We start from the raw sequence: 16,733 nt of genomic DNA on the forward strand, positions 1-16,733 counted from the left end.
AGAACAGATGACGGCGAAGACGGTTTCTTCTGAACCACCTGTCAAAACCGGTCTGCGGCAGGCGCTCCTTGCGCCTGTCCGGCTTGCCATGGGGCTCGTCGATATTCCCATGCGCGGCTGGCAGAAACTGACCGGGCTGAACGGCATGGCGGGTGTCTTCCTGGCGCCCAATATGCTGATCTTCACCGTCTTCGTGCTGCTGCCGCTGGTCATCAACTTCATCTATTCGACGACGAGCGGCAGCGCCATCTTCCTGCAGAACCGAACCTATGTCGGCGCCGACCAGTACCGCATCCTCTTCGATTGCGGCAGCTATCTCGACCCTTCGACCTGCGCTGCCGACACCTTCTGGGCGGCCGTGCGCAACACCGCCGTCTTCGTCGTCTTTCAGGTGACCGTGATGCTGATCGCGGCGCTCGCAACGGCTTTGATTCTCAACCGCGAGCTTTCCAATCGCGGCTTCTGGCGCGCCGTCTTCTTTTTCCCGGTGCTGCTGTCGCCCGTCGTCGTCGGCCTGATCTGGAAATGGATCCTGCAGCGCGAGGGCCTTTTGAACTATGCGCTGAGCCCCTTCGGCTTCGAGCCGTTTTCCTGGCTCAGCGATCGTTTCTGGGCCTTCTTCTTCGCCGTCTTCGTCTCGGTCTGGGCGCATATGGGCTTTTATGCGCTGATCCTGCTCGCCGGCCTGCAGGCGATCCCGCGGGATCTCTACGAGGCGGCGGCGATGGACAGCGCCCGTCCGACCCGCATCTTCCGGCGCATCACCCTGCCGCTTCTGATGCCGAACCTCATCGTCGTGCTGGTCTTGGCGCTGATCCGCGCCGTGCAGATCTTCGACGAGGTCTTCGTTTTGACCGGCGGCGGGCCGGGCACCAGCACCATGTACATCACCCAGTATATCTATGAGACCGGCTTTGCGAGTTCGCTGCGCAATCCGGGGCTGGCTTCCGCTGCCTCGATCCTGATGGGTTTCGTGCTCGTCATCCTGACGCTGGTCCAGCTCGGCGTCAGTAGCCGCAACGAGAAGAAGGGAGCACGCCAATGAGCGCTGTCTCTGCCTTCCTGCTCCGCCGCCGCGGCCGAGGCTGGCACTGGACGGATGTCGTCACCTGGATCTGGCTGATCTCAGGCGTGATCCTGATGTTCGGCCCGGCCGTCTGGCTGGTCTTCTCATCGTTCAAGACGCCGGCCGCCCTTGCCGAGTTTCCGCCGTCCTTCCTGCCCTATGTCACCGAACAGGCAGTGGTGCCGGGCTACGACAAGCCGTTGCCGCTCTATAATGTCGCAATGCCGGATGGCAGCACCCGTGTGCTCGCCGAAGTGCGCCGCATCGGCATCATCGGCCAGATGGTCGATCCGAAACAGCCGGGCGAAATCGTCAAGGCGAATATCAAGGACCGCACGCCGGTGCGCCAGGTCGAATTCGCCGGCGGCAACTACACCGAACCCTTCCAGCGCTTCGATTTCTTTCTATTCCTGCGCAACTCCGTCTTCGTCACCGTCGTGGCGACGGCCATTACGCTGCTCGTCAATTCCATGGCCGCTTTCGCGCTGTCGAAATACCAGTTCCCCGGCCGCACCGCCGTCATGCTGATGATCCTGGCAACACTGATGGTGCCGCTTTCGGTCATCGTCGTGCCGCTCTATTCGGTCATCGGCACGCTGAACCTCTTCGACAGCCTCTGGGGCGTCATTCTGCCGACGGTCGCCACCCCGACGGGCGTCTTCCTGCTCAGGCAATACATGCTGACGATCCCCGACGAATTGCTCGACGCTGCGCGCATGGATAAGGCCAGCGAATGGCAGATCTACTGGCGCATCATCCTGCCGCTGTCGGCGCCGGCACTGGCGGTGCTGGCGATCTTCTCGGTCGTCTGGCGCTGGAACGACTTCCTCTGGCCGTTGATCGTGCTCTCGCGCAAGGAACTCTATACGCTGCAGGTCGGCCTCAACGTCTATGCCGGCGAACTCAATGTGCAATGGCACTACATCCTCGCCATGACCGTCGTCTCGATGATCCCGGTCGTGCTGATCTTCGTCTTCCTGCAGCGCTTCATTACGACGGGCATTGCCGGCTCGGGGCTCAAATAGGCCAGCTATAATTTGAACAGGAGAGTGCATGAGCGGGCTCGAGCTCAGGAACATCGTCAAGAATTTCGGCGCCGTCGAGGTCATTCGCGATGTCTCGCTTCATGTCAATGACGGCGAGTTCGTCGCTTTCGTCGGCCCTTCCGGCTGCGGGAAATCGACGCTGCTGCGCCTCATCGCCGGCCTCGATAAGCCCACCGGCGGCAGCATCGCCATCGATGGCAAGGATGTCACCGCTATCAGCGCCGCCGATCGCGGCCTGGCCATGGTCTTCCAGTCCTATGCGCTCTATCCGCATATGAGTGTCAGGGAAAACCTCGCCTTCGGTCTCGAGAACACCAAGGTGGCGAAAGCCGAGATCGAAGCGCGCATCACGGACGCCGCGCGCATGCTGGAGATCGAGCCCTTCCTGCAGCGCCGTCCGGGCCAGCTCTCCGGCGGCCAGCGCCAGCGCGTGGCCATCGGCCGCGCCATCGTGCGGCGGCCGGATGCCTTCCTGCTCGACGAGCCGCTATCCAATCTCGACGCCGAACTCAGGGTCAGCATGCGGGCCGAACTGGCGGCCCTTCACGCCCGCCTGAAGGCGACGATGATCTATGTCACCCATGACCAGGTCGAGGCAATGACGTTGGCCGATCGCATCGTCGTCTTGAGAAGCGGCAGGGTCGAGCAGGTGGGAACGCCGCTGGAACTCTATAACAACCCGGCCAATCGTTTCGTCGCCGGCTTCATCGGCGCGCCGCACATGAATTTCCTCGAAGGTGCGATTGTCGGTCACCAGGGCGGTTTCGCTGAGGTCGAAACCGTTGGTGGCCATCGTCTCTCGGTGATTGCCAAGGAGGCACGCCCAACGGGCGAAAGGGTCAGCATCGGCATCCGCCCGCAACACATCACCCTGGCCGATGCGGCCTCAGCGAGCAGACTGGACACCCGCGTTACCCTTGTCGAGGAACTGGGGTCGGAGACCGTCGTCCACGCCGACGCAGGCGGGAAGAAGCTGATTGCGGTCTTTGCCGGCCAGCAGCGGATGAAGTCGGGCGACAGCCTGCCGCTGCATCTCGATCCCCATGTGCTGCACCTCTTCGGCGAGGACGGGCGGCGCCTGTCCTGATAGGCTGCGAGAGCTGGTCAGCTTCCAGTCAGGCGCTCCCAATTCGCATGCGCGAACTTTGCCTTTTTGGCCGCATCGAGCTCCAGATCTTCGACAAATCGCCGCGCCTCGCCTCCGGGGCGATATTGGTATGGGTAGTCTGTCGAGAACAGGATGCGGTCCCCTCCGACGGCATCGATCGCCTGTTGCAAATAGGCCGGGCTGAACATGCCGCTTGCCGTCACATAGAGATTGTTTCGGACATAGTCGAGGAATGGCCGCTGGAGTTTGGACACCCGATCCAGCATGACGAGCCGCTCGAGATAAAACAGCACCAGCTCACCCCAGTGCCCGAGGATGACCTGGAGGTTCGGGTGACGGTCAAAGACGCCGCGCAGGATCAGGCGCACGAACTGGATGCCGGCCTCGAAATGCCATCCGAGGGCAAATGTGGACAGGGCGAGATCGATGGATGCGCCGAAGCCCGCATAATAGCTTTCGCGAATGCTTGTCTGCGGGATCTGAGGATGAATCAGGAGCGGGACATTGAGTTCCGCTGCGCTGGCGAATGTCGGTTCGAAGATGACATGATCGAGATTCTTGTCGCCGACCCGGCCGAACAGAACGGCACCTTTGCAGCCGAGTTCCTCGACGGCTCGCTGTAGCTCCCGCGCCGCCTCGTCCGGTTGCGCAAAGGAGAGAGCCGCCATCGCCTGGAAGCGGGATGGGTGAGCCGAAACAGCCTCGGCCAGATAATCATTGGCGCGACGAGCAAGATCAATGCCAAGATGGCCGAGATTATTGAGACCCGGGGTCGTCAACGACAGAACCTGCACATCGACGCCGGTCTCGTCCATCAGAGCCTGCCGCCGCTCTCCAAGATCCGCCAGCCGTTCGCCGAGCAGACCCGGATTGAGCCCAAGCGTTCCGTCGTCGGCGCCGGGGATCGTGTTCCACCCATGCTTCACCTCATCGGGCAGGACATGCTCTTCGATTGCGATGATCTTCATTGGTGAATTCCTTCGGTCAGGACTTCTGGGTGAGTTGATCGACGATCGCCTGGCCGACGCCGTGTGCAGACGCGGGGTTCTGACCTGTGATCAGACGGCCATCGACCACCACCTTCTCCGTCCAGTTCGGCGCCGGCTGATGCAGCGCGCCTCGCTCCTTGAGGGTCGTTGCCAACAGATAAGGCACGACCTTGGTGTACTTGACCTCCGCCTCTTCCTCGTCCGTGAACGCGGCGAGCTTCTTGCCCGCGACCAAATGGCTGCCGTCCGAGAGCGTTGCGTTCACCAATGCAGCGGGGCCGTGGCAGACCGCCGAGACGATGCCGCCGGTTTCGTAGATATCGCGGATGACGCCTTGCACAGCCGGGCTGTCGGCGAAATCCCACATCGTTCCATGACCGCCGGCGAAGAACACCGCTGAGTAGCGAGCGGGATCGAGTTCGTCGAGGATGAGCGAGTGGGCGAGCGCATCGCGGAACTCGCGGTCCTTCCAGAAGCGGGCGTTGACCGGATCGGTGAGGTCGAAGAAGTCGATCGGCGGATGGCCGCCCCGGATCGAGGCTATCTCGGTCGGGATTCCGGCCGCGCGGAAAACCTCGAGTGGATGCGTGAGTTCGACCATCGCAAAGCCGGTCGGCTCGCCGGTATCGCCTCTGATCGGATGGCTGGTGACCACGCAAAGGATGGGCTTGATGTTAATTGCCATTGTCTTGGCTCCGCACGAGTTGAGCGAGGCAATGTCGATCACGAAGGTCGCTCTTCAACATGCGCTCGTAGGCTCTGCTGCGCCCGCCGAATTCGCGATCGGGCGCAAACTGTTCCGTTGTATCGCAGACGGGGAATCTCAGGCGTTGCCGGGCGCAAACAGCGATTCCCAGTTGAGGAAGGGGCCAAGCGGGATGACCTCCCAGTCGATGAGCCCGGCCTTGGCCAGCGGGAATTCGCTCAGGGCCTGCTTGGCGGCTTCGACCGACTCGCATTCGGCGATGATGGCGACACCCGGACGGTCCTGGCGAAAATAGATGTCGCGGATGATGCCGCCCTTGTACATCTGCCAGGCGTGTCGGGCTTCATCCGTCATATGCGGCTGGTACTTTTCCAGACTAGCGCCAGGCTGGGGAATATCGAGGCAAAGCAGTTTCATGGCAAAATTCCTTGGTTGAGAAAGATGGATCAGGCGGGTTGAAACCGGCGCACGGTCTCGGCCACGCGACGACCGAGGTAGCCCGCGGTGTTGAGGTCGCTTCCGGCCGGCGTGATATCTGGCGCTTGATCAACATTCGATTGGGTCATGACGCCAAGCCAGCTCCCGAGCCGGTTGAGGTCGTCTGTGCTGCCGGTGCTGCTGCTGTTGCCCGGCATCAGATCGAGACCAACCCAGATCATGCCGTGTTGCGCGGCAAACAGCGCCATCGATACGAGCGAGTTCAGCTTGTCGCCGTGCTGGGCTCCGGAGTTGGTGAAACCGGCAGCGATCTTGTTACGCCACTTCAGCTCCGACCAGGCCGCTTTGGTGGAGTCCTCGAAGAACTGCTTGAGCTTGGCGCTAATGAGGCCGTTATAGGTCGGCGACCCGAAGATAATGGCGTCGCTCCGTTCCAGCGCATTCCAGTCCATCGCGCCATCCGCGACGGCGACCAGTTTCGCCTCGGTTCCTTCCACTTCCCGTACGCCCTCGGCAACCGCCTCGGCGACACGCGCGGTATGGCCGCAGCCGCTGTCATAGACGATGGATACCAGCAATTGCCGTCCTTCCGTTGATGAGATGGCGCGCGAACGGTGGGCGATGTTTGCGATGTGTCCGGCCTGCTCAGGTTGCGGTTGCCATAAAATATCGATTGCTCGGCCAGCCTTATATCGTAGAATATAGTTGACGATTAGAAATCGTTTTTCTCTTCTTTGGTTCCTTAGGTTCTCCAATCTCAGGACCGTTATTTGCGAGGATCCGCACGGTGCGAGACAGGTTTGATGGGGTGCAAGTCTTTGTCGAGGCAGTCGAGACGGGCGGCTTCGCCAAAGCTGCCGAGCGATTGTCGTTGACGCGCTCCGCGGTCGGTAAGGCCATCGCGCGTCTCGAGGAGCGCCTGGGCGTCCGGTTGTTTCACAGGACCACGCGGACGCAGAGCCTGACCGAGGATGGTCAGCAATATTACGAGCGCTGTGTGCGTGCGATCGAGGAATTGCGCGCGGGCGAGTGTCTGCTGGAATCGGGCCGGCGCGAGGTCGTCGGCAGGTTGCGCGTGTCGCTGCCCGTCTTGTTTGGCCGCTACTGCGCCGCACCCATCCTGCGTGCCTATGCGCGCCAGCACGAGAGGCTTGAACTCGAACTCAGCTTCAGTGACCGCCAGATCGATCTGATCGCCGACGGCTTCGATTTGGCGGTGCGCAACGGCGCCCTTGGCAACGGAACCGCGCTCCACGCCCGGCGACTGGTCAGCCCACGCAAGGCGCTCTGCGCCTCTCCAGCCTATCTTGCCGCACGAGGGGAGCCGAGTTCTCTGGGGGATCTGTCAGAACATGACACCCTCGTATATTGGCGCAACGATTATGGCCTGACCTGGCAGCTTCCCGATGCGACCGGTGCTCTCATCGACCTGTCGGTCACTTCAAGACTGCGCTTTGACGATCTCGAAGTGATCGCCGATGCCGCCGTCGATGGCATGGGCCTGGCTTGGCTTCCCTACTGGCTGATCCATGACCGCGTGCTGGCAGGCGAACTGATCGAACTCTGGACCGATCGACCGAGGGCGGCGATGGAATGCTACGCCGTCTGGCCAACCACGCAGTATCTGCCGTTGCGGTCGCGACTGGCGATCGATGCGCTCGCCACCGAATTGCCGAAGCGTTTCGTTGTCTGAAGCGGATCCCTTTGCGCTTCATTTCCCGCAGGAGCCGCGCAACGGTGCCTGAAGTGGCTCTCCACGGTGTCGTCGCAGCCGCTCACGTTGAATAACGCAACGCGTTCACGAGAAGAGAAAAGGCGGGCGAAGACTGGCGTCGGCTTGGGTAGTAGAGATGGAAGCCCTCCCAATAGGGAGAAAAATCCTCCAGAAACCGCTGGAGGCGACCGGTTCCGAGATGGAGCTTGGCGATATCTTCCGGGACATAGGCGAAGCCGAAGCCGTCGAGAGCCGCCTCAAGAACGTTGTAGATCGTGTTGAAGACCAGCTGCCCGTCCACCCGAACCTTGATCTCGCGGCCGTTCTCTTCGAACTCCCAGGCATAAAGACCGCCATAGGTGGGCAGGCGCAGATTGATGCACCTGTGCTGCATCAGGTCCTTCGGATGTCTTGGAATATCGCGTGAGGCAAAATGGGATTCTGCGGCGACGACGGCGAAACGGACATCCGGCCCGATCCTCACCGAGATCATGTCCTTGGCGATCTGTTCGCCGAAGCGCACGCCGGCATCATAGCCTTCACTGACGATGTCCTGCAGACCGTAGTTCACGTCCAGTTCGAGCCTGATGTCGGGATATTGTTGGAGAAAGGTTCGAAGCTTCGGCCATATGTAGCACTGGATCTGATAGTCGCCGGCGGTCAAGCGGACGGTTCCGGCCGGCTGGTCCCGAAGAATGTTGAGCCCATCGAGCGCAGATCCGATCTCGTCGAAAAGCGGACCGATGCTCTGCAGCATCCGTTCGCCGGCCTCGGTCGGCGAGACGCTACGCGTCGTCCTCGTCAGCAGGCGCACACCCAGCCGCTGCTCAAGTTGACGGAGCGTATGGCTCAGCGCCGACTGCGAGACGCCGAACTTGGCGGCGGCTTTGGTGAAACTGCGCTCCCTCGCAACCACCAGGAACACCATCAGGTCATTGATATTCTGGCGCTCCACTGATGATTCCTCCTCATAGACCGACGCCCATCATAAACGCCTGCCTATGAAATGGTAGCAATCAACCCTGAAGCAGCAAGAACGCCGGACCCCTTTGCGCCGCACCGGCGTGCTTTTGCTGCAGGCCGGAGCTTCACTTCGCCCGGCTGCGCAGCACCTCCCCGACAACCGGCGACGCAGAGAAGGCGTTCGGCCAGCCGGCGTAGAACGCCGTATGGGCAACGACCTCGCCGGCTTCGTCGGCGGTCAAGCCGTTATCCATGGCGCGGTTAAGGTGATAGGTGATCTGGGCGCTCTGGCCCGATGCGATCAGCGAACTGACCGTCACAAGGCTGCGGTCTCGCGGTGCAAGCCCCGGCCGCCGCCAGAGATCGAGGAACAGCGGGTCGGTCGTAAACTGCACCAGCCCCGGAGAGATCGGGCCGACATTCTTCTCGACGCCGGTGGCGCGTTGGCGCTCGATCTCTTCGTTGAGCGGCAGCAGTTGCGGAGAGGACGCAGGCAGCTGGTCGGCCGTGATGCCCCGGTCTTTGAAAACGTCCTTGGTCGCGGCGACTGCCGACATCGCGTTCGACCAGCCCGCGTAGAAAGCCAGATGCGTGATGATCTCGGAGACCTCCGTCGGGGTCACCCCGTTATCGAGAGCGACGTCGAGGTAGTGCTTCAGATCGACTGCCTGGTTTCGGGCTATCAAAACGGCGAGCGTGACGATGCTGCGATCGCGGCGTGACAGTTGCGGCCGCTGCCACAGATTTCCGAGCACGTCCTCTTCAGCGTATCGGCCAAGAGCCGGGGATACGGTCTGGATATCGCTGACCGACAACGATGAAGCACTTGCCGGCATGGCTCCGCCTCCACTTCCTTCCTGGGCCATGAGAGGCTCGCCCATCGTGAGCGAGATTGCCGTGGCGGCCAAAATTCGTTTCATGATGATATCCTTCCAACTTGCTTGTTCTGGCATCGCTTGGACTGGGCCTGTAACGGCGCAACGACGAAAGCTGCAAAGCGCCGTCGTCAGCGTCGAAGCAGGGGGCTTGTGGTATCGGCTGCTGCAGAATGTGACGCTAGAGACCGGATCGGCGCAGCATTTCTTCGGGGTAACGAGCTCCCTGAATGACGATGTTGGCATGCTCGATCTCGTCAAGATCGGCCTTGTCCAAGGTGACGTTCAGCGCCCCGATATTCTCCTCGAACCGTTCGAGCTTGCGTGTGCCGAACAGCGGAACAATCCAGGGCTTCTGCGCCAGCAGCCAGGCTAGCGCGACCTGCGCCGGCGTCGCACCATGCTTCTCGCCGATCTTGCCGATCAGCTCCACCAGCTTCAGATTGGCAAGACGCGCTGTCTCGGAGAAGCGGGGGATTCCCGCGCGGATATCGGAACTGTCGAATGTGGTGTTGAGGTCGATCTTGCCGGTCAGAAATCCCTTGCCGAGAGGGCTGAAAGGCACGAGCCCGATGCCGAGTTCCTCGATCGTCGGGATGATTTCGGCTTCCGGCTCGCGGGTCCACAAGGAATATTCGCTCTGCAGCGCGGCAACCGGCTGTACCGAATGCGCCCGGCGTATCGATTGGGCACCGGCTTCCGACAGGCCGAACCACCGCACCTTGCCCTCGGCGATCAGCTCCTCGACCGTCCCGGCCACATCTTCCATCGGCACGTCTGGATCGACCCGGTGCTGGTAGTAGAGGTCGATGTGTTCGGCACGCAGACGTTTCAGGCTGCCCTCGATGGCACGGCGGATCTGCGCCGGCTTGCTGTTGACGCCACCGCGGTGCTTGCCCGTCTCCTGGTCGATGGCCCAGCCGAATTTCGTGGCGATCTTGACCTTGTCGCGAACCGGAGCAAGCGCCTCGCCCACCATCTCCTCGTTCGTCCAGGGGCCGTAGACTTCAGCGGTGTCGAAGAAATCCATGCCGTGTTCGACAGCGGTGCGAAGCAGGTTGATCATCTCGGCCCGGTCGGGAAGCTCGCGGGCCTTGCCATAGCCCATGGCGCCCAGTGACAAAGCGGAGACCTCCAGGCCCTGGCCGAGTGTGCGCTTGATCATTTGCTTCTCCTCTTTTCAGGTTGATTTGAAGACCTATCGACGACGCGCGCCCTGAGGCGATCGCATGCCGATCTCATGCGATCCGACCGCCGTCAGGTATTTTCGTCGCGTGGCGTGATCCGGACGGTTGCCGCGCGTGCTCGGGCGCTGACCATTGGCGGTAGATACTGGCTCTTGCGGTATTTGGCGCGGTAGGCGTCGTCGATGCGATCGTTGATCGGGCCGTCCACAGGCTCGAAGGCGACCGTGCGCGTCATCCCGGCGGCAATGATCCGTCCGGCCTTCTGGTGGACCGCCGCCTGATACCATCGGGACTTCTGGCCATGGTAGCCGCGTACATAGAGCCCGCCATCGACAACGACCTCCCAGATCCAGGTCGGGGTTCCATAGGTGGCGCCATCTTCGCGAAACGGTGCGATTTTCAAATCGTTGGCCTGATCGATTTTGCTAAGCTCGTCATCCGACCAGTTCATCGTCGCTCTCCGCTCAGTTTGGCTACAGTCGTGGTACCGTTTCCCGATCTCATGTTCTGAATATAGAGCGCGTACCCAACCATGATTAGGCGCCGCAAATCGCATGAACTTATGAGCGTGAATCATCAATGCAGGTCACGGGTGGAGGTTCGGCCTGCGACGCAGCCTTTTGCTCTTACGGCGCTCTGCTGAAAAGGTGGGCGAAACGCACATCCGTCATCAGCTCACGTCAACGAGCGGCGTAACCCGGTGGGAGGGAACATGGCGACTGATTGCGGTATGATCGGCATTCTGCTACGAACGGCCTGTCGAAAGAGTGCTGACCGGATGGTAGCCCGGTCGCCGTCTCAAGGGACGGCAATTCTCCCTCCAAGGGTATCCGCGACACCCGAGACCGGCTTGCCGGTCGCAAAGGTGTGTCCGCTGATAACCACGTCATCGTCGGCGCACCTTCTCAACTGTTGGAAGGATGGACGACCTTGAAGCTCACAGGAAACACAATTCTCATTACTGGCGGCGCAACCGGCATCGGTTTTGCGCTCGCGCGGCGCCTTTCCGAAAAGGGCAATCACGTCATCATTTGCGGTAGAAGTGAAGCCGCGCTCCGGAAGGCACAGGAGGACGTGCCTGCGCTGATCACCCGCATTTGCGACGTTGCCAACGGCGAGAGCCGCCATTCTATGGTCGAATGGCTGAAGGCGGAGAATCCGGCACTCAACGTCGTCGTCAACAACGCCGGCGTTCAGCATCGGCGCGATTTCAATACCGATCCGGCGATCGACACTCTTGATCAGGAAGTGGCGATCAATCTTACGGCGCCGATCCATCTGATCGCTGAGCTGCTCGCTACCTTGCGGCAGCAAGAACATGCGTTCATCATCAACGTCAGCTCGGGCCTCGCTTTTTCGCCGATGGCCGATGTGCCGGTCTATTGCGCCACGAAGGCCGCGATCCACTCCTTTACGCTCAGCCTGCGCCATCAGTTGAAATCGACCGCAATTCGGGTGATCGAGGTCGCGCCACCGATCGTCGATACCGCTCTCGGCGGTGGTACGCGCAGCGAAGGCACCGCAAGCCGCATGATGGTCTCCTCGGAAGAGTTCGCTGCCGATGCGCTGGCGCAGCTTGAAGCGGATAAGGATGAGATCCTCGTCGGCATCTCCGCCGACACACGCCGGATGGGTGAAGCCCTGTTCGAGCGCATGAACAGCCGCTCCTGATGGCTGTGGATTGCAGTGACCGGTCGCGGCCATCCCTCCCGAAGATCGCTGCTCGGCCGCTAGATCTCCAAGCGGACGACGTCACACCAACGATGGTGCCAGAATCTGGCACCGTGGTGGTCTAACCTGCATCGACGTGACGGAATTCAGGAAAGCCATGGTCATCAGACTTCGCGGCGACGCCGGAAATTGCCTCCGCGGATGTCCATGCGATCCCCAAGCATCCCCGTCAAACGCGGGCAGGGAGGTCGCCTGGTCATCGGGCCGCTGGCGCTGCCCAGGCTCGCGGCGGCTGCCACTGTCACAATCGTGCCTTCAGCAAAACAGGAAGAATGGCCCACCATGAAACGCATTCAATATCACCAGTACGGCGGCCCCGATCTGATGCGGCTAGAGGAGTTCGAACTGGCTTCGCCGGGTAAAGGACAAGTTGCGGTCAAGATCAAGTTCGCAGCGATCAATCCCATCGATTGGAAGCTGCGGGCGGGACGGATGAAGATCGTTACGGGAAGGGCTTTTCCTCGTGCAATGGGGATGGATATTTCCGGGACGGTCATTTCGGTCGGTGAAGGGGTGACGCGCTTCAAGATCGGCGATGCCGTGTTCGGTCTTGCCCGGTTCAAGGAGAGCGGGGCCTTGGGAGAGGCTGTCGTCACCAAGGACAGCTTCTTGGCCAAGAAGCCCGACACCGTTTCGTTTGAGGAGGCGGCTTGTCTCGGGACGCCTGGAGCCACTGCTTGGAACGGGCTGGTCGACAAAGCGAAGCTGACTGCCGGCGAGCACGTCTTCATCAATGGCTGTACCGGTGCGGTGGGCGAAGCGGCTGTGCAGATCGCGCAGATTCTGGGCGCAAAGGTCTCGGGCAGTTGCAGCGCTGTGGCGACGGAACGGGCGCGGGCCCTCGGCGTTCAAACCGTGTTCGACTATCGGACAACTGATTTGTCGACGGTTCGCGAGCGTTTCGATGTGGTCTACGACACGGCTGCGACGATGACGGACGCCGTGGGGCTTGGGCTCTTGCGTCAGAATGGCCGGTTCGTCGACCTCAATCCCACGCCAGGGAAATTCATTCGGTCGATGTTCAACCGAAGACTGAAGGTTGTGGTGTGCACACCGAGGTCCGAGATTCTCGATAGAATCGCTCGTGCCGCCAAGGACGAAAATCTTCGCCTTCCGATCGCCGAGATCGTGCCTCTCAGCGAAGCCATTCCACTCATCACGGCTCTTGAGTCCGGACGGAAGCTCGCCGGAAAAGCCCTCGTCACGATGGAGTGAGCGTGTCACGAAGCCATCGATTATTTGACCTGATGCAAGTTCTTCGTCGTCACCGCGGAACGGTGGCCGGCTTGACGCTTGCGCGCGAGCTCGGCGTTTCGCTGCGGACCATCCGTCGTGACATCGTGACGCTGCAGGCCATGGGCGCGGATATCGATGGAGAGCCCGGGGTCGGCTACATACTGCAGCCGGGTTTCCTTTTGCCGCCTCTGTCTTTCACGGAAGAAGAGATCCAGGCGCTTGTCGCTGGCGCGCAGTGGGTTAGTCGGCACACAGACGATGCTTTGGCGCACGCTGTTCAAAACGCGCTCGCAAAAATCGGCGGTGTGCTTCCCCCTGACCTGCGACGGGGCTTGGACGACAACACGTTCTTTGTTGGTCGTTCTGAAAAAGGTTCATCGGTGCTTGATCTGGCGCAGGTCAGGCGAGCGATGCGCGAGCAGCGAAAGATCCGCATCACGCACGCAGATCAAAGCGGGGCTGTGTCCGAAAGGAACATATGGCCAATCATGCTGGGATTCATTGATTCACAGCGATTTATCGCGGGTTGGTGCGAATTGCTGGGCGACTTTCGCATTTTCCAAGCTGACCACGTCATGACCGTCAGTTTCCTGGACGATCACTATCCGGGAAACCGCCGCCAACTCGTCAAGGAGTGGCGCGCTCAGGAAAAGCATCCCTGCAAACAGAGGGATTGCGGATAGCTGATTGTTGCCTCGGCCCCCGAATTTAACCTCGCTCTGCAGGCATGCCTGCAGAGCGTTTCGAAGACTTTATAGAGATCGGAAATAATGATGGCTTATACGACTTCCTCCGACCGCCCCTTCAAGCAGAAGCGGCGAATTTGGGCCTTTTGGGTGCTGACCGTTGCCTTTGTCACCTTCCAGCTCATCGCGCATCCGGGCTTCGGACCTGAAAGCCTTTTTCTCACACTGCTCGCTCAGTTTGGAACATTGTTGATCGCTTTTGGCATAATCGGACGAATCTGGGCGACCATCTATATTGGAGGTCGAAAGAATTCCGCGCTTGTGACCCAGGGACCCTATTCGATCACGCGCAACCCTCTTTATCTCTTTTCGCTCTGCACGATCAGCGGCGTCTGCCTGGTGTTTGGAAGTCTGCTTATCACCGCAATTTTCACGCTGCTCGCCTATCTTGTGTTCAGATATACGGCGAAGCGGGAGGCTGTATATTTGTCTCACCTCTTCGCTGAGCCATATGCGGAATACGCCCGGCGCACACCGTTGTTCTGGCCCAATTTCTCCAACTTTGAGTGGGGGCAGGCTCCGGTGATTTCCAACCGGGCGCTGCTGGTGACATCAAGAGATTCTCTCTTCACCATCGCCATGATCCCATTTTCCGAACTGGTCGAATACCTTCGAGAAAGCGGCTTTCTAGCCATGGCTATTATTGTTCCTTGAAAGTGACTGTGTGAACAGCACCTCTTCGGCGAGGACGGGCGGCGCCTGTCCTGATAGGCTGCGAGAGCTGGTCTCGCGCTCGCGCAGACAAACGACGCCGACCCCCCATCATCCTGCGACATCGGCGCAGGCAAGCCAGCCGTCCGACGCTGACGACGGAACCATGGGGCAGGGCCAGGAAGCCATGCCCGGCGGATCCGGCATGATACCCGACAGAGTGATGGGGCGAACTTGACGATGCCGTCCGGCATGATGGGCGGCATGCCGATGATGTCGATGCGCGGACACATGATGAAAATCATGTTCGCGGTCGCCGACGCCGACGGAGACGGCGCGCTGTCCTTCGAGGAGGTGACGGCGATCCACAAGCGGATATTCAACAGCGTGGACGCGAACAACGACGGCAAGGTCACGACCGACGAATTGCAGGCGTTCATGCGGCCGTAGCGGGGCCTGGGATCCAGCCTCGGCTCTGCGAATAGTCGCGGAGCCGCCGAGGATATGATAGGATCGCAATGCATTGACCACGGGAGGGGTAAATGCGCCGAGTCCTTCTGTGTCTGATCCTTTGCGCGCAATCCGCATCGACGGCGGCGGCGTCCGAGCTCGCCATTTTCCACACCGCTTCGTTCGGCGGCAGCCGGTCGGTCAGCCTCAGTCTGGCAGAGGGCGGTCCCGCCCGCGATCGCGCCTTTGATTTCGATGTAGTCATCACGTTGTCGGAATTCGACGGTGACGGGACGGTGCTCTATCGGGACGGGGGAAGACACCAGGCGAGCGTGCGCTGCGTTGCGCCCGCCATGGTGCGGATCAATTCCGCCGACTATGTGATCGACCTGTCGACGCGGCCGGGAACGGACTGGAAGCACGATCTCTGGGCGGCGCTCTGCACCGCTCCGGTTTCCTGAGCGGCAGCTCAGCGTGGCTTGATCGATCGAGCGTCAGCTTTTCCGGGGGCGGACCTCCATGAACACGTATGGCGCGCCGGTTCCCGAGGGGATCGCATAGACGTCATAGACCGCGGCCGGATCGACACCCATTCCCAACGAGCCGGGCGGCATCCCCGGCACGGCCAGCCCTCGGACCGGCGGCCGCTCTCGGAGCAGGCGGTGCACAGCCTCGAGCGGAACATGTCCCTCAAGGTAGTATTCCTCGACGACAGCGCTGTGGCATCCTTCCATTTCGGCAGGCACGCGAAGCCGTGCCTTGACTGCGGCAAGGTCGTCGGTGTTGTGGAGATCGACGGAATAACCTGCCTCTGCCATTGCTTTCGCCCATTCGTGGCAACAACCGCAATTCGGGTCCTTATAGACGGTCATTTTTGCCGGAGCCGTGGCACGGGCATTTCCGCTCAGGAACACCAGGGCAGAGCTCGCCATTGCAATGAAACTTCTTCTTCCGTGCATCGTCTGCGCTCCTCGATGTCCTGCCGCCCGGATCGACCCGGGCGGCAGGGGGCCGCTATTTTACTTCGGTGACGGTCAACTTGCCATTCACGCGTTCGGCAACGAACTCGATGTTCGAACCTTCCTTCAGTCTTTCGAGCAGAGCCGGGTCTTCGACCCGGAAGACCATCGTCATCGCCGGCATGTCGAGGTTCTTCAGGTCCTCATGCTTGATGGTGACCTTCTTTGCCTTTGTGTCGACCTTGTTGACGATACCCTTGGTGAATTCCTCAGCGAACGCACCGAAGGCCGCACTGGCGGAAAGCAGGGCGGCTACGCCGATTTTGATCATTGCGGTTTTCATGCTTGTGGCTCCTTTTTGCGGGTTACTTGCCAGCGACGGTGACGTCGCCGTGCATACCGGCCTCGTAGTGGCCGGGGATCAGGCAGGCGAACTTGAACTCGCCGTCGGTGGTGAACTTCCATATGATCTCGCCGGATTGGCCGGCCGGAAGACGGATGGAGTTGGCGTCGGCATGTTCCATTTCCGGGAACTTCTCCATGACCTTCTTGTGCTCCAGGATCTTGTCTTCCTGATCGAGCACGAATTCGTGGTCGACGGTTCCGGCATTCTTGATCGCGATCTTGACCGTCTGCCCTTTTCGGACGTTGAAGACGGCGGGGGTGAACAACATTTTCCCGTCGTCGGTTTCCTTCATCGTGACGCGGATCGTCTGCGTCGCCTTGGCCTTGTCGCCGGGTTCTCCGATGGCCATCTTCTCGCCATGGCCGCCGGCGTGGTTGCCTGAGGCAAGTGCTGGCGACGCGAGTGCTGCGAGGGCCAGTGCCATGAGATAATTCTTCATCCGTAATTCCCTTTCGATGTTGA

The 16,733-nt window shown here is 60.7% G+C and carries 20 protein-coding genes and 1 pseudogene; 10 read left to right on the forward strand and 11 right to left on the reverse strand.

The features are described 5' to 3' along the window. Nucleotides 1-7 precede the first annotated feature (7 nt). The 3 genes from U5G49_RS09450 to U5G49_RS09460 are packed head-to-tail and all read left to right on the forward strand — an operon-like array spanning nucleotide 8 to nucleotide 3,199. A complete protein-coding gene (locus tag U5G49_RS09450; RefSeq protein WP_193442173.1) occupies nucleotides 8-1,045 on the forward strand; it encodes a carbohydrate ABC transporter permease in 1,038 nt (345 codons plus the stop codon). Further along, a complete protein-coding gene (locus tag U5G49_RS09455) occupies nucleotides 1,042-2,091 on the forward strand; it encodes a carbohydrate ABC transporter permease (RefSeq protein ID WP_018241966.1) in 1,050 nt (349 codons plus the stop codon). Before U5G49_RS09450 ends, U5G49_RS09455 begins: the two co-directional genes overlap by 4 nt. A gap of 28 nt (nucleotides 2,092-2,119) precedes the next feature. Further along, nucleotides 2,120-3,199, forward strand: coding sequence for an ABC transporter ATP-binding protein (locus tag U5G49_RS09460; RefSeq protein ID WP_047621784.1), 1,080 nt, complete (start codon nucleotides 2,120-2,122; stop codon nucleotides 3,197-3,199). A gap of 17 nt (nucleotides 3,200-3,216) precedes the next feature. Here U5G49_RS09460 and U5G49_RS09465 read toward each other — a convergent pair whose 3' ends face one another. The 4 genes from U5G49_RS09465 to U5G49_RS09480 form a co-directional block, all read right to left on the reverse strand. Next, on the reverse strand, nucleotides 3,217-4,188 hold the full coding sequence (locus U5G49_RS09465; RefSeq protein ID WP_193442175.1) for an amidohydrolase family protein: 972 nt from the start codon (nucleotides 4,186-4,188) through the stop codon (nucleotides 3,217-3,219). 16 nt (nucleotides 4,189-4,204) lie between these two features. Continuing rightward, a complete protein-coding gene (locus U5G49_RS09470) occupies nucleotides 4,205-4,894 on the reverse strand; it encodes a type 1 glutamine amidotransferase domain-containing protein (RefSeq protein ID WP_193442177.1) in 690 nt (229 codons plus the stop codon). A 138-nt stretch (nucleotides 4,895-5,032) separates the two neighbouring features. Continuing rightward, a complete protein-coding gene (locus U5G49_RS09475) occupies nucleotides 5,033-5,332 on the reverse strand; it encodes a YciI family protein (protein WP_130694615.1) in 300 nt (99 codons plus the stop codon). A 29-nt stretch (nucleotides 5,333-5,361) separates the two neighbouring features. Next, the gene (locus U5G49_RS09480) at nucleotides 5,362-5,931 is read right to left on the reverse strand and encodes a flavodoxin family protein (protein ID WP_193442463.1); all 570 of its coding nucleotides are present in this window, start codon (nucleotides 5,929-5,931) and stop codon (nucleotides 5,362-5,364) included. A 209-nt stretch (nucleotides 5,932-6,140) separates the two neighbouring features. Between U5G49_RS09480 and U5G49_RS09485 the strand changes: the two genes are divergently transcribed. Beyond that, nucleotides 6,141-7,046 carry a LysR family transcriptional regulator gene (locus U5G49_RS09485; protein ID WP_193442179.1) on the forward strand — a complete coding sequence of 302 codons (906 nt, stop codon included), beginning with the start codon at nucleotides 6,141-6,143 and terminating at the stop codon, nucleotides 7,044-7,046. A gap of 82 nt (nucleotides 7,047-7,128) precedes the next feature. On the opposite strand, the gene U5G49_RS09490 is transcribed toward U5G49_RS09485, so the two are convergent. The 4 genes from U5G49_RS09490 to U5G49_RS09505 form a co-directional block, all read right to left on the reverse strand. Further along, nucleotides 7,129-8,022, reverse strand: a complete 894-nt coding sequence (locus tag U5G49_RS09490; RefSeq protein WP_018445401.1) for a LysR family transcriptional regulator — start codon at nucleotides 8,020-8,022, stop codon at nucleotides 7,129-7,131. 133 nt (nucleotides 8,023-8,155) lie between these two features. Continuing rightward, nucleotides 8,156-8,950, reverse strand: coding sequence for a carboxymuconolactone decarboxylase family protein (locus U5G49_RS09495; protein ID WP_193442181.1), 795 nt, complete (start codon nucleotides 8,948-8,950; stop codon nucleotides 8,156-8,158). 136 nt (nucleotides 8,951-9,086) lie between these two features. Beyond that, nucleotides 9,087-10,070, reverse strand: a complete 984-nt coding sequence (locus tag U5G49_RS09500; RefSeq protein ID WP_193442183.1) for an aldo/keto reductase — start codon at nucleotides 10,068-10,070, stop codon at nucleotides 9,087-9,089. Between the two features lie 92 nt (nucleotides 10,071-10,162). Next, on the reverse strand, nucleotides 10,163-10,543 hold the full coding sequence (locus tag U5G49_RS09505) for a DUF2255 family protein (RefSeq protein WP_131704447.1): 381 nt from the start codon (nucleotides 10,541-10,543) through the stop codon (nucleotides 10,163-10,165). 479 nt (nucleotides 10,544-11,022) lie between these two features. Here U5G49_RS09505 and U5G49_RS09510 point away from each other — a divergent pair, with 479 nt between their 5' ends. The 6 genes and pseudogenes from U5G49_RS09510 to U5G49_RS09535 all read left to right on the forward strand — a co-directional run bounded on the left by U5G49_RS09510 (nucleotide 11,023) and on the right by U5G49_RS09535 (nucleotide 15,367). Then, nucleotides 11,023-11,763, forward strand: a complete 741-nt coding sequence (locus U5G49_RS09510) for an SDR family oxidoreductase (RefSeq protein ID WP_193442185.1) — start codon at nucleotides 11,023-11,025, stop codon at nucleotides 11,761-11,763. Between the two features lie 342 nt (nucleotides 11,764-12,105). Continuing rightward, nucleotides 12,106-13,038 (forward strand): NAD(P)-dependent alcohol dehydrogenase, encoded by a 933-nt coding sequence (locus tag U5G49_RS09515; RefSeq protein WP_115157677.1) that lies wholly within the window; start codon nucleotides 12,106-12,108, stop codon nucleotides 13,036-13,038. Next, a complete protein-coding gene (locus tag U5G49_RS09520; protein WP_193442187.1) occupies nucleotides 13,035-13,742 on the forward strand; it encodes a helix-turn-helix transcriptional regulator in 708 nt (235 codons plus the stop codon). The genes U5G49_RS09515 and U5G49_RS09520 overlap by 4 nt, the downstream gene beginning before the upstream one ends. A gap of 87 nt (nucleotides 13,743-13,829) precedes the next feature. After that, a complete protein-coding gene (locus U5G49_RS09525; RefSeq protein WP_246288694.1) occupies nucleotides 13,830-14,459 on the forward strand; it encodes a methyltransferase family protein in 630 nt (209 codons plus the stop codon). A gap of 69 nt (nucleotides 14,460-14,528) precedes the next feature. Next, nucleotides 14,529-14,906, forward strand: a pseudogene (locus U5G49_RS09530) (EF-hand domain-containing protein); the annotation flags it as partial. A gap of 92 nt (nucleotides 14,907-14,998) precedes the next feature. Further along, nucleotides 14,999-15,367: a hypothetical protein gene (locus U5G49_RS09535; protein WP_130716369.1), complete on the forward strand. Its 369-nt coding sequence runs from the start codon at nucleotides 14,999-15,001 to the stop codon at nucleotides 15,365-15,367. A 33-nt stretch (nucleotides 15,368-15,400) separates the two neighbouring features. Here the strand turns inward: U5G49_RS09535 and U5G49_RS09540 are convergent, their stop codons facing one another. The 3 genes from U5G49_RS09540 to U5G49_RS09550 form a co-directional block, all read right to left on the reverse strand. Beyond that, the gene (locus U5G49_RS09540; RefSeq protein WP_376766644.1) at nucleotides 15,401-15,838 is read right to left on the reverse strand and encodes a DUF411 domain-containing protein; all 438 of its coding nucleotides are present in this window, start codon (nucleotides 15,836-15,838) and stop codon (nucleotides 15,401-15,403) included. 82 nt (nucleotides 15,839-15,920) lie between these two features. Next, nucleotides 15,921-16,208 (reverse strand): copper-binding protein, encoded by a 288-nt coding sequence (locus U5G49_RS09545; protein ID WP_130716371.1) that lies wholly within the window; start codon nucleotides 16,206-16,208, stop codon nucleotides 15,921-15,923. A gap of 22 nt (nucleotides 16,209-16,230) precedes the next feature. Further along, nucleotides 16,231-16,710 (reverse strand): cupredoxin domain-containing protein, encoded by a 480-nt coding sequence (locus U5G49_RS09550; RefSeq protein ID WP_130716372.1) that lies wholly within the window; start codon nucleotides 16,708-16,710, stop codon nucleotides 16,231-16,233. Nucleotides 16,711-16,733: the final 23 nt, after the last annotated feature.

It is taken from the genome of Rhizobium indigoferae, from assembly GCF_034554815.1.
In the GTDB taxonomy this organism is placed as follows: Bacteria; Pseudomonadota; Alphaproteobacteria; order Rhizobiales; family Rhizobiaceae; genus Rhizobium; species Rhizobium leguminosarum.

Bases quoted from the DNA above. Each gene is read 5' to 3' on its own strand.
- U5G49_RS09540 (WP_376766644.1), bottom strand. From the start codon at position 15,838: ATGGCGAGCTCTGCCCTGGTGTTCCTGAGCGGAAATGCCCGTGCCACG.
- U5G49_RS09460 (WP_047621784.1), top strand. From the start codon at position 2,120: ATGAGCGGGCTCGAGCTCAGGAACATCGTCAAGAATTTCGGCGCCGTC.
- U5G49_RS09535 (WP_130716369.1), top strand. From the start codon at position 14,999: ATGCGCCGAGTCCTTCTGTGTCTGATCCTTTGCGCGCAATCCGCATCG.
- U5G49_RS09470 (WP_193442177.1), bottom strand. From the start codon at position 4,894: ATGGCAATTAACATCAAGCCCATCCTTTGCGTGGTCACCAGCCATCCG.
- U5G49_RS09455 (WP_018241966.1), top strand. From the start codon at position 1,042: ATGAGCGCTGTCTCTGCCTTCCTGCTCCGCCGCCGCGGCCGAGGCTGG.
- U5G49_RS09505 (WP_131704447.1), bottom strand. From the start codon at position 10,543: ATGAACTGGTCGGATGACGAGCTTAGCAAAATCGATCAGGCCAACGAT.
- U5G49_RS09465 (WP_193442175.1), bottom strand. From the start codon at position 4,188: ATGAAGATCATCGCAATCGAAGAGCATGTCCTGCCCGATGAGGTGAAG.
- U5G49_RS09475 (WP_130694615.1), bottom strand. From the start codon at position 5,332: ATGAAACTGCTTTGCCTCGATATTCCCCAGCCTGGCGCTAGTCTGGAA.
- U5G49_RS09525 (WP_246288694.1), top strand. From the start codon at position 13,830: ATGATGGCTTATACGACTTCCTCCGACCGCCCCTTCAAGCAGAAGCGG.
- U5G49_RS09495 (WP_193442181.1), bottom strand. From the start codon at position 8,950: ATGAAACGAATTTTGGCCGCCACGGCAATCTCGCTCACGATGGGCGAG.
- U5G49_RS09545 (WP_130716371.1), bottom strand. From the start codon at position 16,208: ATGAAAACCGCAATGATCAAAATCGGCGTAGCCGCCCTGCTTTCCGCC.
- U5G49_RS09450 (WP_193442173.1), top strand. From the start codon at position 8: ATGACGGCGAAGACGGTTTCTTCTGAACCACCTGTCAAAACCGGTCTG.
- U5G49_RS09550 (WP_130716372.1), bottom strand. From the start codon at position 16,710: ATGAAGAATTATCTCATGGCACTGGCCCTCGCAGCACTCGCGTCGCCA.
- U5G49_RS09500 (WP_193442183.1), bottom strand. From the start codon at position 10,070: ATGATCAAGCGCACACTCGGCCAGGGCCTGGAGGTCTCCGCTTTGTCA.
- U5G49_RS09515 (WP_115157677.1), top strand. From the start codon at position 12,106: ATGAAACGCATTCAATATCACCAGTACGGCGGCCCCGATCTGATGCGG.